We start from the raw sequence: 15,634 nt of genomic DNA, 5'->3' as shown, positions 1-15,634 counted from the left end.
AAGGACATGAGCATGAGAGCAGTTAAGGTGTACCCGGAAAGCTGGCCGTTGCATACGCCGTTTGTGATCGCCCGCGGCACCCGCAATGAGGTGGGGGTGGTGGTCGTTGAACTGGAAGAGCAGGGCGTCAGGGTGCAGGGTGAGTGTTCGCCCTATGCGCGCTACGGCGAAAGTGAAGCATCGGTGCTGGCGCTGATTAGCGGCATCATCCCGCAGCTTGAGCAGGGTATGACCCGCGAGCAGCTTCAGCAGGCGCTGCCCGCAGGCGCGGCGCGCAACGCCGTCGACAGCGCGCTGTGGCAGCTGGAATCACAGCTCACCCAGCACAGTCTGTGGCAGCTGACCGCCGAGCCGGAACCGCAGGTTATCGCTATGGCGCAGACCGTCAGCATCGACGTGCCGGAAATGATGGCCAGCAGCGCGCTGGCCCTGTGGCAAAACGGGGCAAGGCTGTTAAAAATTAAACTGGATAATCATCTGATTGCCGAGCGCCTGGTCGCCATTTGCGCGGCGGTACCTCAGGCCACGCTGATTATTGACGCCAATGAGTCCTGGCATGCCGAAGGCCTGGCTGCGCGCTGCCAGCTGCTGGCCGATCTCGGGGTGGCGATGCTGGAGCAGCCGCTGCCCGCAGGCGAAGACGCGGCGCTGGAAAACTTTATTCATCCGCTGCCGATCTGCGCCGATGAGAGCTGCCATACGCGGCAGGATCTTCCGGGGCTGCGCGGCCGCTATGAGATGGTCAATATCAAGCTGGACAAAACCGGCGGCCTGACCGAAGCACTGGCGCTGGCTGGGGACGCGCGCCAGCAGGGCTTTGATATTATGCTCGGCTGCATGCTCTGTACCTCACGCGCCATTCGCGCCGCGCTGCCGCTGGCACCTAAGGCGCGGTTTGTGGATCTCGACGGCCCGACGTGGCTGGCGGTGGATGCAGAGCCCACGCTGCCGTTCAGCTGCGGGCGCATCACGCTGTCAGCGGTGCCAGCGAAGTAGCGCCACCATCGCCGCCAGATAACGTTCGGTGGCTTCATCGGCTGAAATCGGCGGCAGTTCGGCGGTAATACAAGGCAGGTTAAGGTCGGCGCACCAGCTGCCGAACGAACCGGGGGTGGCATAGCCGACACTGGTCACCAGCGGCAGTTCGGTCTGCTCCGCCAGCCACTGCCCCAGCGGGCTTTCATGTGGATCTTCAATGCAGGCCAGCGGTTCGTGGAAGGTGACGATCCACTGTGGCTTCAACTGATGGATGAGCTGGCACAGCGCCTGAGTTTCAGGTTCTGAACCGGCGCGATCTCCGGTGGATAGCAGCACGTCCCGTTCTTCCGCCGCGCTGTTCCAGCGATAAACCGTGTCGCCATTTTGCCAGTTGGCCGCCGGGAAATTGCGGATAAGGTCAACGCCATTGGCATTGGCGCGTAGCCCCAGCTGGCAGCCGTCCGGATTCACCGCCAGCACCACGTGATGGCGGCGATACTGGTCCTGCAAAGAACGCATGGCGCAGGAAAGGGTGACCACGGCGGCGGTTTCGTCACCGTGAGTGCCGGCAAGAATTAACCCGCTTTCCTCATCGGCGGCCGGGGCAGGAAACCACAGCAGCGGTGCGCCGAGCAGCGACTGTCCGTACTGTTTTCCGTTGGTATCCAGGCGGCCACGCAGCGGGCGGGGGTGAAGTAACGACATAATTGGCTCCAGAAAAAAGGCGTCATGCTGACACTATACTCAAATCAGCGTAGCAGAGAGTGGGTGGCAGGCAGTAAAAGAAAAAAGTGAGGCTTTTGACACAGCCCGTTGAAAAATATGCCTGTTCCGCGACAAACTGCGCTACAGTTTCTGCAATATTTCAGACCCGCCGCTTATCGTCTGCTGCTGACAGCTAAGGATGTCTTTATGAAGAAGGCTTTTTCCGTTCCCGCGCTCGCCGTTCTGGCGCTGTGTATCTCCTCTGCCGCGCGCGCTGCCGACGTGCCGCCCGGGACCCAGCTGGCGGCCAGCCAGGAAATTGTGCGCCATATTAAAGATGAACCGGCGTCGCTGGACCCGGTCAAGGCCGTGGGACTGCCGGAAATCCCGGTGATCCGCGATCTGTTTGAAGGGCTGACTAATCAGGATGCCAGCGGCAAAATCATCCCCGGCGTCGCCACCGGCTGGCAAAGCAACGATAACAAAACCTGGATTTTCACCCTGCGTAAGGACGCCCGCTGGTCCAACGGCGATCCGGTTACCGCCGACGATTTCGTCTACAGCTGGCAGCGGCTGGTCGATCCGAAAAACACCTCAACTTTCGCGTGGTTTGCCGAACTGGCAGGTATTGAAAACGCCGGTGCTATCGTCAAAGGCACCATGACGCCGGACAAACTGGGGGTGACGGCAACCGACGCCACTCACCTGAAAGTGACGCTGGATAAACCGGTGCCGTACTTTGTCAGCCTGACCGCCAACTTCAGCCTGTTCCCGGTACCGAAAAAAGTCGTCGAACAGTTTGGCGACCAATGGACTCGCCCCGGCAACCTGGTCGGCAACGGCGCGTATCAGCTGGAAAGCCGCGTGGTAAATGAAAAGCTGGTTCTGGTGCGTAATCCGAACTACTGGGACAACGCCCACTCGGTGCTGAATAAGGTCACCTTTGTGCCGATCAGCGAGGAGTCGAGCGCCACCAAACGCTATCGCGCCGGTGATATCGATATCACCGAATCCTTCCCAAAAGAGCTGTACGGCCTGCTGAAAAAACAGCTGCCGGGCGAGGTGTATACCCCGGATCAGCTGGGTACGTACTATTATGCCTTCAATACCCAGAAGGGGCCGACCGCCGACGTGCGCGTGCGTCAGGCGCTTTCGTGGAGTATCGATCGTAAAATCATCGCTGGAAAGGTACTGGGCACCGGGGAAAAACCGGCCTGGCACTTCACGCCGGACGTGACCGCCGGGTTTACGCCGAAGGAAAGCTTCCTGCAGCAACACAGCCAGGCGGATCTCAATGCGCAGGCAAAATCTCTGCTGGCGGCGGCGGGTTACGGACCATCGAAGCCGCTGGACCTGACCCTGCTGTATAACTCATCGGAAACGCACCAGAAAATCGCTATCGCCGTCGCGTCGATGTGGAAGAAGAATCTGGGCGTTAACGTTAAGCTACAAAACCAGGAGTGGAAAACCTACATCGACAGCCGCAACAGCGGCAACTTCGATATTATCCGCGCCTCCTGGGTCGGCGATTATAACGAGCCGTCTACCTTCCTCAGCCTGCTGACTTCGGCGCACAGCGGCAATATCGCCCGCTTTAAAAGCCCGGAATATGATGCGCTGATGGATAAAGCCAGCCGGGAAACCAGCGCGAAAGCACGCAACGACGACTATAACCGCGCCGAGCAGATGATTGCCGAACGCGCGCCGATTGCACCGATTTATCAGTACACCAACGGACGACTGATAAAACCGTACGTGAAGGGCTATCCGATTACCAACCCGGAAGACGTCGCTTACAGCCGCACGATGTATATTCTGAAGCACTAGTAATTAACCAGCCTTCAAAGACGATCGGCAACGATTTAAATACTCAGAGGCCATCAGCATTTGCTGGTGGCCTTTCTCGTAGATTATTCCGCGTTATGGACAATGAACGTTTTCCAGGATGTGACCTTCGCTGGATGGCTTTCTATACAGGTGTCGGCATAATCCCCTTGGCCGCTGTAATGGCTGGTGTCAGATCCTTGTGGTTCGAATGTCTGGAGAGATGAAGAAGTAAAGCAAGAAGTGGTGGCAGACGGGTGACGGGTAGATCGGTTTTTAACGAGTTAATGTCAAAAAGCTTTTTCCAGACCTGCCTGTTTCAAAATGCCATTTGCAGTATGTTTCGAAACGATGGTAAACGGCACAGAGAATTTTTTCTGTGTAACAGGGCTGTACCATATTTCATGGCTACCCTTGCCCTGCCGGTCAAAGAAACAACCGGCAGCCGATAGCAGTTCCGTTAGCTTTGGATACAGTCCCGTTCCCATTGTTCAGAGAGCAATTCTTTCCGAATAAGATTGTTGATGATTGAACGACAGGCGGAGATGCTCAGGATTTTCTCCAAGACCGTTCATCCGATAAAGGTCTGGGGCTATATCCCATACACGCTGGGTTAGCTCTTCGTAGGTGGGGGCCTCAGTAACGAGACCGAGTTCTTCACACTCCGCCACCCAAACGCCTTCATCTGCATCGTGGCAGACATTCACGTTGAATGATTTAGGAAATTTGATGATAGATGCAATTTTCATTTAAAACCTCCAGTGCCCTGTCAGAACCGATCCTGCGAAGAACATTGGGTATAAGTTGGTTAGTCACGCCCCGCAAGGTGTTACCAATCTGGTAATAGTACCCAAAAATGGGCGAATCGCAAGTGGGGTGAGGCCTCGCCTGATTGACCTGCGAACACGCATACGATTCAATACCGACTCGCTAAATCGGGAGTTACATCACAATTCGGTGGCCAGGAACTTGTGAGTCGAAATCTATCCATTATCGTAGCGGGATTGGATTGTTACTGTAATCATACAGGCAAAACCTGATTGTCGGATTTTCCGGCGGTCAGGTTTTTTTGTTTTCGGGCCGGGAAATGAAAATAGCGAAAGTGTTAAATAATAACGTGGTGATCGTTCACGACGAACACGGCAATGAACAGGTGGTGATGGGGCGCGGTCTGGCGTTTAAAAAACGCGCGAACGACGAACTGGACCCGCAGCTGGTGGAGAAAACCTTCGCCCTGAAAAGCCGCGAGCTGACCGGCCGTTTAAGCGAACTGCTGTCTGAGATCCCCATTGAAGTGGTCATCACCAGCGAATGTGTGATCGCACTGGCGCGTCAGCAGCTGGGGACCGCACTGCATGAAGGGCAGGTGGCGATTGCGTTGACCGATCATATTCATTTTGCGCTGGTCCGCCATCAGCAGAATCTGCCCATCCGCAACGTGCTGCAGTGGGAGATCCGTAGCCTGTATCCGAAGGAGTACGGCATCGGCCTGGCCGCGCTGGATATTATCGAGAAGCGCCTGAAGGTAAGGATGAGCGACGATGAAGCGGGTTTTATAGCGCTACACCTGGTTAACGCGCAGCTGGACAGCGAAATGCCGGCGGTGATGCATATCACCAAATTTATGCAGGAGATCCTGCACATTGTGAAATACCAGCTGCAGCTGGACTACCAGACCGACTCCCTCAGCTACAACCGCTTTGTTACCCACCTGAAATTTTTTTCCCAGCGTATGCTCGGTAAGCAGGGCGTTTACAGCGACGATGAGTCTCTGCACGATGTCGTTCGCGATCGCTATCCGCAGGCGTATAAGTGCGTGGATAAAATCGATCGCCACATCATTAAAAACTATCAGTACAAGCTGGGCAGTGAGGAGCGCATGTTCCTGACCATTCATATTGAACGGGTGCGCAAAGAGACGCTGGCGCTGGGTGAGAGCGACGACGAAGCCTGATATCAGCGGCGAAACGAAAAAGGGTGCTGGCAATCATGCCAGCACCCTTTTTTATGTCTCAGATACGGACCGGGTCGATCAGAAGGTGACCACCGTTTTCAGCCCGGTGACCCACGCATCCTGAGTTTCTTTCAGGCCGCCGGGGCGATGCCAGTACTGCAGTGCGGGCTGCAGCTCCAGCCAGGAGGTCACGCGCAGACAATAGTACAGCTCGGCGTTCACCGAGTGGCCAGGCAGCGGGCTGTAGAGCGGGTTGCCGTAGTCATCCACGCCCTGAATGTCGTTCAGCGCCTGCTGATTGTCGCGATAGTGATCGCTCATTTTGATATAGCTGGCACCAAAACCAATCCAGTCATCCGGGCGCGCGTCGAACAGACCGTGATAGCGCAGGGAACCGGCCAGCGTGGCATGCATGTAGTTGCTGCGCTGGTCGCTCAGGCCGAGGCTCCATGAGGTGCTCAGCCCGCGCGTGGCGTCATCGGCGTGGCGGGTAAGCTGCTGATTAAAGCCGGTGTAGAGGAACCACGTGCGGTTATAGCTGCGGTAGCCTTCCGGGTCATCGGCACCGCGCGACTGCGATTTCCCTTCGGACAGATCGTACTGCTTCGCATTGGTAAACAGCACGCCGACGTTATAGATCCCCGGCAGGTCGTTGACGTGGGTTTTCAGCTCCAGTTCAAGCGGCAGCAGCATTCCCTTGCTGCCTTTGGTTGACCAGCTCCACGCGTGACTGCGGGCGGTGGCATCAGGGTTCTGTTCCATGATGCCCCCCTTGATCGTCAGCTCGTCGGTCAGCTTATATTGCAGGGTGGTTCCCCAGTAGTGGGCATTCCAGTTATACCAGGTCATCGAGTTAGCGGATTTGCCGCCGCACTGCGAAAGCAGCTGGAAGTCGCACGGGATAATCTGGTCGAAGTCCTGGTTTTTATTCATCATACCGATACGCCACTGCAGGCGGCGATCGTCAAAGGTACGCGAGAAGGTCAGCCAGCCCAGACGGGTAATGGACTGGCCGCCGTAGCTTTCCTGTGAAATATCGTTGAAATTAACCCGGTCGTCTTTTAAGCGCTTATTGGTCAGGCTGTCGTTGTGGTTACGATTAACGATATTTCCTTCAATTTTAGCATCGGGAATACCGGTCAGCTTTTCTAAATCCTGAGCGAAAGTTAAAGAGAACTGGTCGATATAGGCGGCATGCTTATCGTGATTATATCCGCCACCGGTGTTATAGGAGACCTGGCTTAAATAACCTAAATTATAATGGAAGCCGTTATCTTCCAGAATTGGGCGAATCCCCAGCATATCGCCCAGCAGCCCTTCCTGCGGGGCCTGGAAGCCCAGCGCGGTGCCGTTCCACTCCTGCGCGTACGCGGCTGAAGTACTCATTCCAACGGCGAGCGCGATCAGCGCCAGGCGGTTCTTATTATTTAAACGCAGAGAGATATTGTTCATTTTTTATATTCATTCTGAAGGGTTAGGGCACGACAACGCCCCCTGTTCCCGTTATTGCGGAACAGTTTTTTATGGGGCGTTAATTAATCGGGCAGCATCACTGCCCGGATAGTTTATTTCAGTGATTCGCCGTGAGTTTTAATCACGTCCTGATACCAGAAGAAACTTTTCTTACGGGTGCGGGTGAGGGTGCCGTTACCCTGGTCATCGCGATCGACGTAGATAAAACCGTAGCGCTTGGAGAACTCGGCTTTTGACGCGCTGACCAGGTCGATAGGCCCCCAGCAGGTGTAGCCCAGCACTTCTACGCCGTCATCGATCGCTTCGCGCACCTGAACCAGGTGATCGTTAAGGTAGGCGATGCGGTAGTCATCGTTGATAGAACCGTCGGCTTCCACGGTATCGCGGGCACCCAGGCCGTTTTCAACGATAAACAGCGGCTTCTGATAACGGTCGTACAGCACGTTCAGCAGATAGCGCAGGCCTTCCGGGTCGATCTGCCAGCCCCATTCGGAACTCGCCAGATGCGGGTTCGGCACCATATTGAGAATGTTTCCACGCTCTTTCTGGTTCAGCTCTTCGTCAGTGGTGACGCAGCCAGTCATGTAGTAGCTGAAGGAGATAAAGTCGACCGGCTGGCGCAGGTCGATTTTGTCCTGCTCGGTAATATCCAGCGTAATACCGTTTTCCCGGAAGAAGCGGGTCATATAAGACGGGTAATAGCCGCGGGTCTGCACATCGCCGAAGAACAGCCAGTCGCGGTTCTGCTGCAGCGTTTCCATCACGTCGGCCGGGTTTGGCGTCAGCGGATAGAGCATCGCGCCCAGCAGCATGTTACCGATTTTCCCTTCCGGGACGATCTGATGGCAGGCTTTAACCGCCAGCGCGCTGGCCACCAGCTGATGGTGGATGGCCTGATACACCGCCTGTTTGTTGCTCTCTTCCGGCAGACCGACGCCGGTAAACGGCGCATGCAGCGACATATTGATTTCGTTGAAGGTCAGCCAGTGCTTAACCTTATGCTTAAAGCGCTCGAACACCGTTTCCGCATACTTCACGAAGCAGGCGATGGTGGTACGGCTGCCCCAGCCGCCGTACTTTTTGATCAGGCCGTACGGCATCTCGTAGTGTGACAGTGTCACCAGAGGCTGAATGTTGTATTTCGCCATCTCGTCAAACAGACGATCATAATAGGCCAGTCCGGCTTCGTTCGGCTGCGACTCGTCGCCTTCCGGGAAGATACGGGTCCAGGCGATCGACGTGCGCAGGACGGTGAAACCCATCTCTGCGAACAGTTTGATGTCTTCCGGATAGCGGTGATAGAAGTCGATGGCCACATCTTTAATGCCTGAGTCGCCAGCCTGGCGTTCCATGCGCTCGCCGAAAATACCCTGTGGCTGAAGATCCGAGGTCGACAGGCCTTTACCATCGGTCTGCCAGGCACCTTCAACCTGGTTAGCGGCAACCGCGCCGCCCCAGAGGAAATCTTGTGGGAAACGTTGAGTCATGATGGTTCTCCTTTTGAAAAATTATTTAATCAGCGCCAGCAGGGGATCGCCTGCGGTCACTTCGCTTTGCTGGCTGGCAACCAGCACGTCGATATAGTCATCACTGTTGCTCACCAGCACCGGCGTGGTCAGGTCATATCCGGCGGCGCGGATCGCGTCGATATCAAACTCCAGCAGCAGATCGCCGACGCTGACGCGGTCGTCCTGGCTGACGTGTGCGGTAAAGTGCAGACCGTCGAGTTTTACCGTGTCGATGCCCACGTGGATCAGCACTTCCGCACCGTTATCGGCTTCAAGGCCAATCGCATGACGGGTACGGAACAGCGAGGCCACGGTGCCGTTAACCGGTGACAGCACGCGGCCCACGGTGGGCTGAATGCCGACGCCTTTTCCCAGCAGGCCGCTGGCGAAGGTTTCATCCGGCACCTGCACCAGCGCCACCACCGCGCCGGTCATCGGGCTGGCGATCTGGGTTTTCGCCAGCAGGTCAGGGTTGACCACTGCCTGCGGCACCGGGGCCGGTGCCTCTTCTGCCTTCACAGCGGGCAGGCCAAACAGCCAGGTGGCAACGGCGGCAAACACTAGGGCAATGACCGCACCGGCAAACGAGGCCACCACGCTGGCGTCAAAACCGGTTTTCGGCACTACCTGACTGAAGGTGAAGATTGACGGCATGCCGAATGAGTAAGAGGTGGTGTGCCAGAAGCCCAGCACGGCGGCACCCATCGCGCCGCCGATGCAGCCGAAGATAAACGGACGGCGATTCGGCAGGGTGATGCCGTACACCGCCGGTTCGGTAATCCCAAACAGGCTGGCGCTGAAGGCGGAGGCGGCGATGCCTTTGGTTTTGGCATCACGAGTGCGCAGCATCACGCCGAGAGTGGCACCGGCCTGGCCCAGCACGGCAGGCATCAGCAGCGGCAGCAGGGTATCTGAACCGATCACGCTGAGGTTGTTGATCATGATCGGCACCAGGCTCCAGTGCAGGCCGAAGATCACACAGACCTGCCAGAACGCCCCAATAAAGGCACCGGCGAAAGTCGGGCTGAACTGATAGATTGCCAGATAGCCGTCGGCCAGCAGATGGCTGAGCCATGTGGCCGCCGGGCCAATCACCATAAAGGTCAGCGGGATGGTGATCACCAGGCACAGCAGCGGGGTGGTGAAGTTACGAATCGCGCCCGGCAGGCGGGTATGCACCGTGCGTTCCACCAGGCACGACAGCCAGGCGGCAAAAATAATCGGGATCACCGACGAGCTGTAGTTGATCAGAATGACCGGTACGCCGAAGACGTGCAGCGGTGCGGCACCGCTTTGCTCGGCGGTAAGCGCGGCCAGCATCAGCGGATGCACCAGCGCCGCGCCGATAATCATCGTGGTGAAGGCGTTGCCGCCGAATTTTTTACCGGCGCAGTAGCCCAGCACCACCGGCAGGAAGTAGAACAGCGCGTCGCTGGCGACAAACAGAATTTTGTACAGGCCTGACTCTTCGCTAATCAGGTTTAGCGCCAGCGCCAGGGAGAGTAATCCCTTCAGAATACCGGAGGCGGCCATCACGCCGATAAACGGGGTGAAAATACCGGAGATGACGTCAATCAGACGGGCAAGCAGCGATCCTTTCTGCTCATCGCTACCGTCGCCACTCCCGTCACCCAGGCCCGCCACGGAGAGCAGGGACTGATAGACGTCACCGACGTGATTGCCGATCACCACCTGATACTGGCCGCCGCTTTCCACGACCATAATCACGCCCGGGTTGTTCTTCAGCCCGGCGGTATCGGCTTTACTGCTGTCCTTCAGTTTAAAACGCAGGCGGGTTGCGCAATGTATCACCGAACTGATATTTGCCTTGCCGCCAACCCCTTGCAGGATCTCTTCTGATAACGCCTGGTACTTCATCGTATGCTCCTGGTTCTGACATCTTGTCACGGGCCGTTACTGAATTCAGGCCAAAAAAAAACCTAAACAGCTTCAGACGGACCACGGTCCATGAAAAGCTGTTTAGGTTTTGCCTGAAATTCAGTAGCAATCCTGATTTGTTGACGCAAATAGTTCCTCAGTTACGGCAGGCTGACAAGGGGGGGAAACGGCAAAAACTGGATTTCGTGAGCGGGCTCACCTTTTTCCAGTCTGAGCCGTTGTTGGTCAACCCGCGATGCTGACGAACGACAGGCGGCAGCGTCATTGAGTTATTTTATTAATATAAACGAATAGGCTTCGTTGATAAAAATGGCAGGAATTAAAACGGTTTCATTGTTTTTGTCTGGTGTGGTGATGATATTTTCTTTGTTGTCCAAGCCACATACTTTGTTATAAGTGCCAGTATAAAAATCCATTGATAACGATATTTATGCACCGATTTGGTGCCGATTGTCGTTTATTGGTGCGCATTTTTAATTTCGCAGTTAAATAATTTATTTTCAGGTGAGATCCAACCGCGGAATAGCTGCGTTTGTCATGAAACGTAAAAATATGGCCCGCTAATTGCTTGATACCATCGGCCCCAAAGATGTGGCCCGCCTTTCAAACCTGTGCAGACAGCGCCGTCTGCGTGTCTCTGATTGCTTCTGTCCGTAACCCGGAAATCTTCTTATTAACATAACTACTTCACTTCGAGGGTGCTATGGCTATTAGTCGTCGTTCATTTATTCAGGGATCTGCATTATCTGCGTTGGGCATGGCAGCAGGCATTGCGCCAAAATTCAGCCTGGCGGCTGACGGGAAAGAGGCGATTAAAGTCGCCAGTATTCTGGACCTGTCCGGCGGTCTTGATATCTACGGTAAACCGATGTCGGATGCCATTAATCTTGCGGCCGAAGAAATTAACGCGGCAGGCGGATTACTGGGGCGTCCGGTACAGATTATTAATTACGATGCGCAGTCCAACATGCAGCTTTATGCGCAGTATGCCCAGCAGGCGGCATTAAAAGATAAAGTCGCGGTGGTCCACGGCGGCATTACCTCAGCGTCTCGTGAAGTGATCCGCCCGGTGCTGGACCGTTTCCGTTCTCTTTACTTCTATCCCGCGCAGTATGAGGGCGGCGTCTGCGACCGCAACTATTTCTCTTCCGCCTCAACGCCTGCGCAAACCGTGGAAAAACTGGTGCCCTACGCGATGAAAAAGTGGGGGAAAAAAGTCTATATCCTCGCCGCGGATTACAACTACGGGCAGATCGTCTCGGCGTGGGTGAAAAAATTCGTTAAAGAAAACGACGGTGAAACCGTTGCCGTGGAGTTCTTCCCGCTGGACGTCACGGATTTCGGTGCCGCCATTTCAAAAATCCAGAGCGCCAAACCGGATATGGTCTGGTCTGCGCTGGTCGGTGGGGCCCATATCTCATTCTACCGCCAGTGGCACGCCTCGGGCATGAGCGGCAAGATCCCGATTGCTTCTACCGTGTTTGGCGGCGGCAACGAACATATCATCCTGTCGCCGGAGGAAAGCAACGGCATTCTGGTCTGCGCCAACTATATGCAGGAAATTCCGACCCCGGAAAACAAAGCCTTTGTGGAAAAATTCCAGGCCCGCTACGGCAGCAGCGTGCCGTACATCAGCGATCTGGCGATGGGAGCCTATCAGGGCATGCTGATCTGGGCGGAAGGGGTGAGAAAGGCCGGGGATATCGACCGCATGAAGGTGATTGAAGCGCTGGAATCCGGCATTTCATTAACCTCGCCGAGTGGCCAGCTGATCGTCGATCCGGTGACCCATCACTGCACGCTGGATGTGCATATTGCCGAAGTGGAAAATCATCAGATGAAGATTCTTGAAACCTTCACCCACCAGGCACCGGTCGATACCGCCATGGTCTGCGACTTGAAGAAAAATCCGCGTGATACCAGGCAGTATCAGATTGAGTTGTAAGGAGAACGGCTATGGATTTGTTGATTATCTACGGCATTGAAGTTCTCAATGCCATTGCCGTGCTGGTGGTGATGAGCCTGGGGCTGGCGGTGGTGTTTGGCATGATGAAAATCGTCAATATGGCCCACGGCGAATTTATGATGCTCGGCGGCTACAGCGCGATTCTGGCCACCAACCACCTTGGTGTTCCAATCTGGCTGTCCATGCTGGTGGTCGCTCCGTTGACGGTGGGCATCTTCGGTATCGTCATCGAGCGCATTATCATCCGCCATCTTTATGGCCGGATGATCGATACCATGCTGGCCACCTGGGGGCTGAGCCTGGCGCTGATTGGCGCGGCGACGATGGCGTTTGGTAACACGACGTTGGGGATCAGCGCACCGCTGCCGGCGGTGAGCGTGGGCAGCTACACCACCAGCGGCTATTCGCTGTTTATCATTCTTTTCGCGCTGTGCCTGATTGGTGCCCTGTGGCTGCTGTTGCGGTTTACCACCCTCGGGCTCTGCGCCCGAGCCACCATGCAAAACGCGCGAATGGCCGCCGCGCTGGGCAGTAACCCCGGCAAAATTTACAGCCTGACGTTTGGGCTGGGCGCGGCACTCTCGGGACTGGGCGGCGCGCTGCTGGCACCGATCACCGGGGTGATCCCAACCATCGGCGTCAGCTTTATCGCCAAAGCCTTTATCACCGTGATTGGCGGCGGTAGCGCGATTATTGCCGGTACGCTCTCCTCTTCCACGCTGTTTGGCACCATTTCGCAGCTGGTGACCTATCTCTCCACGCCGGTGTTTGGTGCCGTAGCGCTGCTGCTCAGCGCCATTGTGCTGCTGCGCCTGTTGCCGCAGGGCATCACCGGTCGTTTCTTCAGGAGATCGCTGTAATGAAAATGCTTGCTGAAAAGCTACAGATCGTGGTGACCGCGCTGCTGGTGGTGCTGGCTGCGTTCTGGCTGTCGGGAGTGATTGAGCTTTACACGCTGCTGTCCCTCACCGTGTTTCTGGTGATGGGGCTGCTGTCGCTAAGCCTGGCCTTTATCTGGGGATACGGCGGCATTCTGTGCTTTGGCCAGGCGGCGTTCTTTGGTATCGGGGCCTATACCTATGCGGTCTGCGCCATCAACTGGGGGGATTCGACCTGGGCTGTGGTGATGGCGGTGCTGTTGCCAACGCTGTTCTCCGTGCTGCTGGGCTATGTGATTTTTTACGGCGGCGTCAGCGACGTTTATCTGGGAGCGATCACCCTGGCGGTAAGCCTGGTGCTGTTCAACTGGGTCAACTCCACGTCGGGCAGTGAATACCATATCGGTGAGGCGCTGCTGGGCGGCTTTAACGGCATTCCCTCGGTGCCGACGCTCAACGTCCCGTTCCAGCCGGACGCTATCTTGTCCCCGGAAGCGTTGTTTATTGTCACCGCAGCCTGCCTGGCACTGTGCTACGCGCTACTGAAGTTCGTGCTGCTCAGTCGCTTTGGCAAAACGGTGGTCGCGATCCGCGAAAACGAACAGCGGGCGGGCCTGCTGGGCTATAACGTTCCGGCCCGCAAGCTGGTGACCTTTGCCATCGGTGCCGCCGTCGCTGGGCTGGCAGGGTGTCTGTACGTTAACTGGGGGGCGTTTGTCAGCCCCGGCGTGTTCAGCATCAGCCAGTCAGCGCAGATCATTATCTGGGTGATCGTCGGCGGTCGCGGAACGCTGCTCGGCCCGGTGATCAGCTGCATGCTGCTGCAGTGGATGGTGACCCGGCTGGGCGCGCAGCAAACGGTTGATGTCAATCTGGTCCTTGGCGTGATCCTCGCCCTGTTCGTGCTGTTAATTCCCGGCGGCATTCTGCCCGGCCTGCAGCGGATCTGGCGGCGCACGCGTCGGCCTGCCGCGCCGGCTTCCTCCGTACAGGTGAAAGAGGTGAAACCATGACCGTATTACTTCAGACGCACCAAATGGGCGTCAGCTTTGGTGGTGTTCATGCGGTAAAAGCCGTGGACTTCACTCTGAACGAGGGCGAACTGCGCTGCCTGATCGGCCCTAACGGCGCGGGGAAAAGCACCTTTTTTAAAATGCTCAGCGGCCAGGTGACGCCCACGCGCGGGGAGTGCCGCTATCGCGATCGGGTCATTTCCGGTAAACGGCCGTGGGAAATCGCCCGGCTGGGTATCGGCATCAAAACTCAGGTCCCCAGCGTGTTTGAAGGGTTGAGCGTGGCGGAAAACCTGTGGCTCGCCGCCGCGAACAAGATGGATAAAGCGGCGGTCGCGGGCGAAGTCGATCGGGTGCTGGAGGATATCGGCCTCAGCGATCGGCAGAATGACATCCTCTCCGAAATGGCCCACGGCCAGCGGCAGTGGGTGGAGCTGGGGATGATCCTGATTTCGCGCCCGCAGCTGGTGCTGCTGGATGAGCCTGCCGCCGGAATGACCCACCACGAAGTGCGTATAACCGCCGCGCTGATCCAGCGGATTAACCAGCAGAGTACGGTGGTGGTGGTTGAGCACGATATGGATTTCATCGGCATGATCGCGCAGCAGGTGACGGTATTTAACCAGGGCGAGGTACTGGCTGAAGGCACCTTCAGCCAGGTTACTCAGGATGCGCGCGTCAAAGAAGCCTACCTTGGCAATCTGGAGATTAAACATGCTTGAAATGAAACAAACGGTCTCCGGCTACAATAAAATTCCGGTGCTGCACCTGTCCGAACTGTTTATCGGTGCCAAATCCTTTACCGGCGTGCTGGGTCGCAACGGTATGGGTAAAACCACGCTGCTGCGCACCATCATGGGGGAGCTGCCCGCCTGGCAGGGCACCATCGCGCTAAACGGTATCGATATCACCGGCTACCAGCCGCATCAGCGGGCGGCGGCGGGCATCGGCTTCGTTCCGCAGGGGCGGCAAATCTTTCCGCAGCTGACCGTAGAGGAAAACCTGCGTATGGGATGCGTTAAGCAGTTCTCGCGGGCTGAAGAGATCATCGGGCAGATGCTGGATATTTTCCCGCGCCTGAAGCGGCTGCTGGCGCAGCCGGGCGGCGCACTGTCAGGCGGTGAACAGCAGCTGCTGGCGCTGGCCCGCTGCCTGTGCGGCAGGCCGCAGCTGGTGCTGCTGGACGAACCGACGGAAGGGATACAGCCGAATATCTGCGAAGAAATTATCGACACGCTCCAGCGGCTGCGCCATGAAATGGATATCTCGATTATCCTGGTTGAGCAGGACATCGAGTTCCTCTACGCGCTTTCCGATCGTATTCACGTGATTGAAAAGGGGCAAATCGTCCGCCAGATCGACCCGGCAACCACGCCCAGCGCCCGGGTAGCGGAACAATATCTGGGGTTTAATGCCTGAGTCGGCTGCTGCCGGTG

Annotated in this window: 14 protein-coding genes; 8 read left to right on the top strand and 6 right to left on the bottom strand. The window is 56.6% G+C overall.

The genetic code is table 11. The annotated features are described in order from the left end of the window. Nucleotides 1-12 precede the first annotated feature (12 nt). Nucleotides 13-996 (top strand): L-Ala-D/L-Glu epimerase, encoded by a 984-nt coding sequence (gene ycjG / locus IBT46_RS02355; RefSeq protein ID WP_200543688.1) that lies wholly within the window; start codon nucleotides 13-15, stop codon nucleotides 994-996. Here ycjG and mpaA read toward each other — a convergent pair. Next, nucleotides 976-1,683, bottom strand: a complete 708-nt coding sequence (gene mpaA / locus IBT46_RS02350; protein WP_200543686.1) for a murein tripeptide amidase MpaA — start codon at nucleotides 1,681-1,683, stop codon at nucleotides 976-978. The genes ycjG and mpaA overlap by 21 nt on opposite strands. A gap of 207 nt (nucleotides 1,684-1,890) precedes the next feature. Here mpaA and IBT46_RS02345 point away from each other — a divergent pair, with 207 nt between their 5' ends. Continuing rightward, nucleotides 1,891-3,510 carry an ABC transporter substrate-binding protein gene (locus IBT46_RS02345; protein ID WP_200543684.1) on the top strand — a complete coding sequence of 540 codons (1,620 nt, stop codon included), beginning with the start codon at nucleotides 1,891-1,893 and terminating at the stop codon, nucleotides 3,508-3,510. 287 nt (nucleotides 3,511-3,797) lie between these two features. Here IBT46_RS02345 and IBT46_RS02340 read toward each other — a convergent pair whose 3' ends face one another. Both IBT46_RS02340 and IBT46_RS02335 read right to left on the bottom strand, forming a co-directional pair. After that, nucleotides 3,798-3,995 carry a type II toxin-antitoxin system HicA family toxin gene (locus IBT46_RS02340; protein ID WP_200543682.1) on the bottom strand — a complete coding sequence of 66 codons (198 nt, stop codon included), beginning with the start codon at nucleotides 3,993-3,995 and terminating at the stop codon, nucleotides 3,798-3,800. A 3-nt stretch (nucleotides 3,996-3,998) separates the two neighbouring features. Then, the gene (locus IBT46_RS02335; protein ID WP_105594694.1) at nucleotides 3,999-4,256 is read right to left on the bottom strand and encodes a DUF1902 domain-containing protein; all 258 of its coding nucleotides are present in this window, start codon (nucleotides 4,254-4,256) and stop codon (nucleotides 3,999-4,001) included. A gap of 338 nt (nucleotides 4,257-4,594) precedes the next feature. Here IBT46_RS02335 and licT point away from each other — a divergent pair, with 338 nt between their 5' ends. After that, nucleotides 4,595-5,461 (top strand): BglG family transcription antiterminator LicT, encoded by an 867-nt coding sequence (gene licT, locus IBT46_RS02330; protein WP_200543680.1) that lies wholly within the window; start codon nucleotides 4,595-4,597, stop codon nucleotides 5,459-5,461. A gap of 78 nt (nucleotides 5,462-5,539) precedes the next feature. Here the strand turns inward: licT and IBT46_RS02325 are convergent, their stop codons facing one another. The 3 genes from IBT46_RS02325 to bglF form a co-directional block, all read right to left on the bottom strand. Then, the gene (locus tag IBT46_RS02325; protein WP_234479938.1) at nucleotides 5,540-6,847 is read right to left on the bottom strand and encodes a carbohydrate porin; all 1,308 of its coding nucleotides are present in this window, start codon (nucleotides 6,845-6,847) and stop codon (nucleotides 5,540-5,542) included. 179 nt (nucleotides 6,848-7,026) lie between these two features. Next, complete coding sequence (locus IBT46_RS02320; RefSeq protein ID WP_200543676.1) at nucleotides 7,027-8,421, bottom strand: glycoside hydrolase family 1 protein; 1,395 nt, start codon at nucleotides 8,419-8,421, stop codon at nucleotides 7,027-7,029. 21 nt (nucleotides 8,422-8,442) lie between these two features. Then, entirely contained in the window at nucleotides 8,443-10,320 is a 1,878-nt protein-coding gene (gene bglF / locus IBT46_RS02315) for a PTS beta-glucoside transporter subunit IIABC (RefSeq protein ID WP_200543674.1), read from the bottom strand. Between the two features lie 724 nt (nucleotides 10,321-11,044). Between bglF and IBT46_RS02310 the strand changes: the two genes are divergently transcribed. The 5 genes from IBT46_RS02310 to IBT46_RS02290 are packed head-to-tail and all read left to right on the top strand — an operon-like array spanning nucleotide 11,045 to nucleotide 15,617. Next, nucleotides 11,045-12,286 (top strand): ABC transporter substrate-binding protein, encoded by a 1,242-nt coding sequence (locus IBT46_RS02310; RefSeq protein ID WP_200543672.1) that lies wholly within the window; start codon nucleotides 11,045-11,047, stop codon nucleotides 12,284-12,286. A gap of 11 nt (nucleotides 12,287-12,297) precedes the next feature. Then, nucleotides 12,298-13,167, top strand: a complete 870-nt coding sequence (locus IBT46_RS02305; protein ID WP_200543670.1) for a branched-chain amino acid ABC transporter permease — start codon at nucleotides 12,298-12,300, stop codon at nucleotides 13,165-13,167. After that, nucleotides 13,167-14,198 (top strand): branched-chain amino acid ABC transporter permease, encoded by a 1,032-nt coding sequence (locus IBT46_RS02300; RefSeq protein WP_200543668.1) that lies wholly within the window; start codon nucleotides 13,167-13,169, stop codon nucleotides 14,196-14,198. Before IBT46_RS02305 ends, IBT46_RS02300 begins: the two co-directional genes overlap by 1 nt. Continuing rightward, nucleotides 14,195-14,920 carry an ATP-binding cassette domain-containing protein gene (locus tag IBT46_RS02295; protein ID WP_200543666.1) on the top strand — a complete coding sequence of 242 codons (726 nt, stop codon included), beginning with the start codon at nucleotides 14,195-14,197 and terminating at the stop codon, nucleotides 14,918-14,920. Before IBT46_RS02300 ends, IBT46_RS02295 begins: the two co-directional genes overlap by 4 nt. Beyond that, entirely contained in the window at nucleotides 14,913-15,617 is a 705-nt protein-coding gene (locus tag IBT46_RS02290; protein WP_105594685.1) for an ABC transporter ATP-binding protein, read from the top strand. Before IBT46_RS02295 ends, IBT46_RS02290 begins: the two co-directional genes overlap by 8 nt. Nucleotides 15,618-15,634 lie beyond the last annotated feature (17 nt).

The sequence above is a fragment of the Erwinia sp. S38 genome, assembly GCF_016624545.1.
Classification (GTDB): domain Bacteria; phylum Pseudomonadota; class Gammaproteobacteria; order Enterobacterales; family Enterobacteriaceae; genus Erwinia; species Erwinia coffeiphila.
Note: the sequence above shows the minus strand (reverse complement) of the source record. Positions and strands in the feature narration are given on the sequence as shown.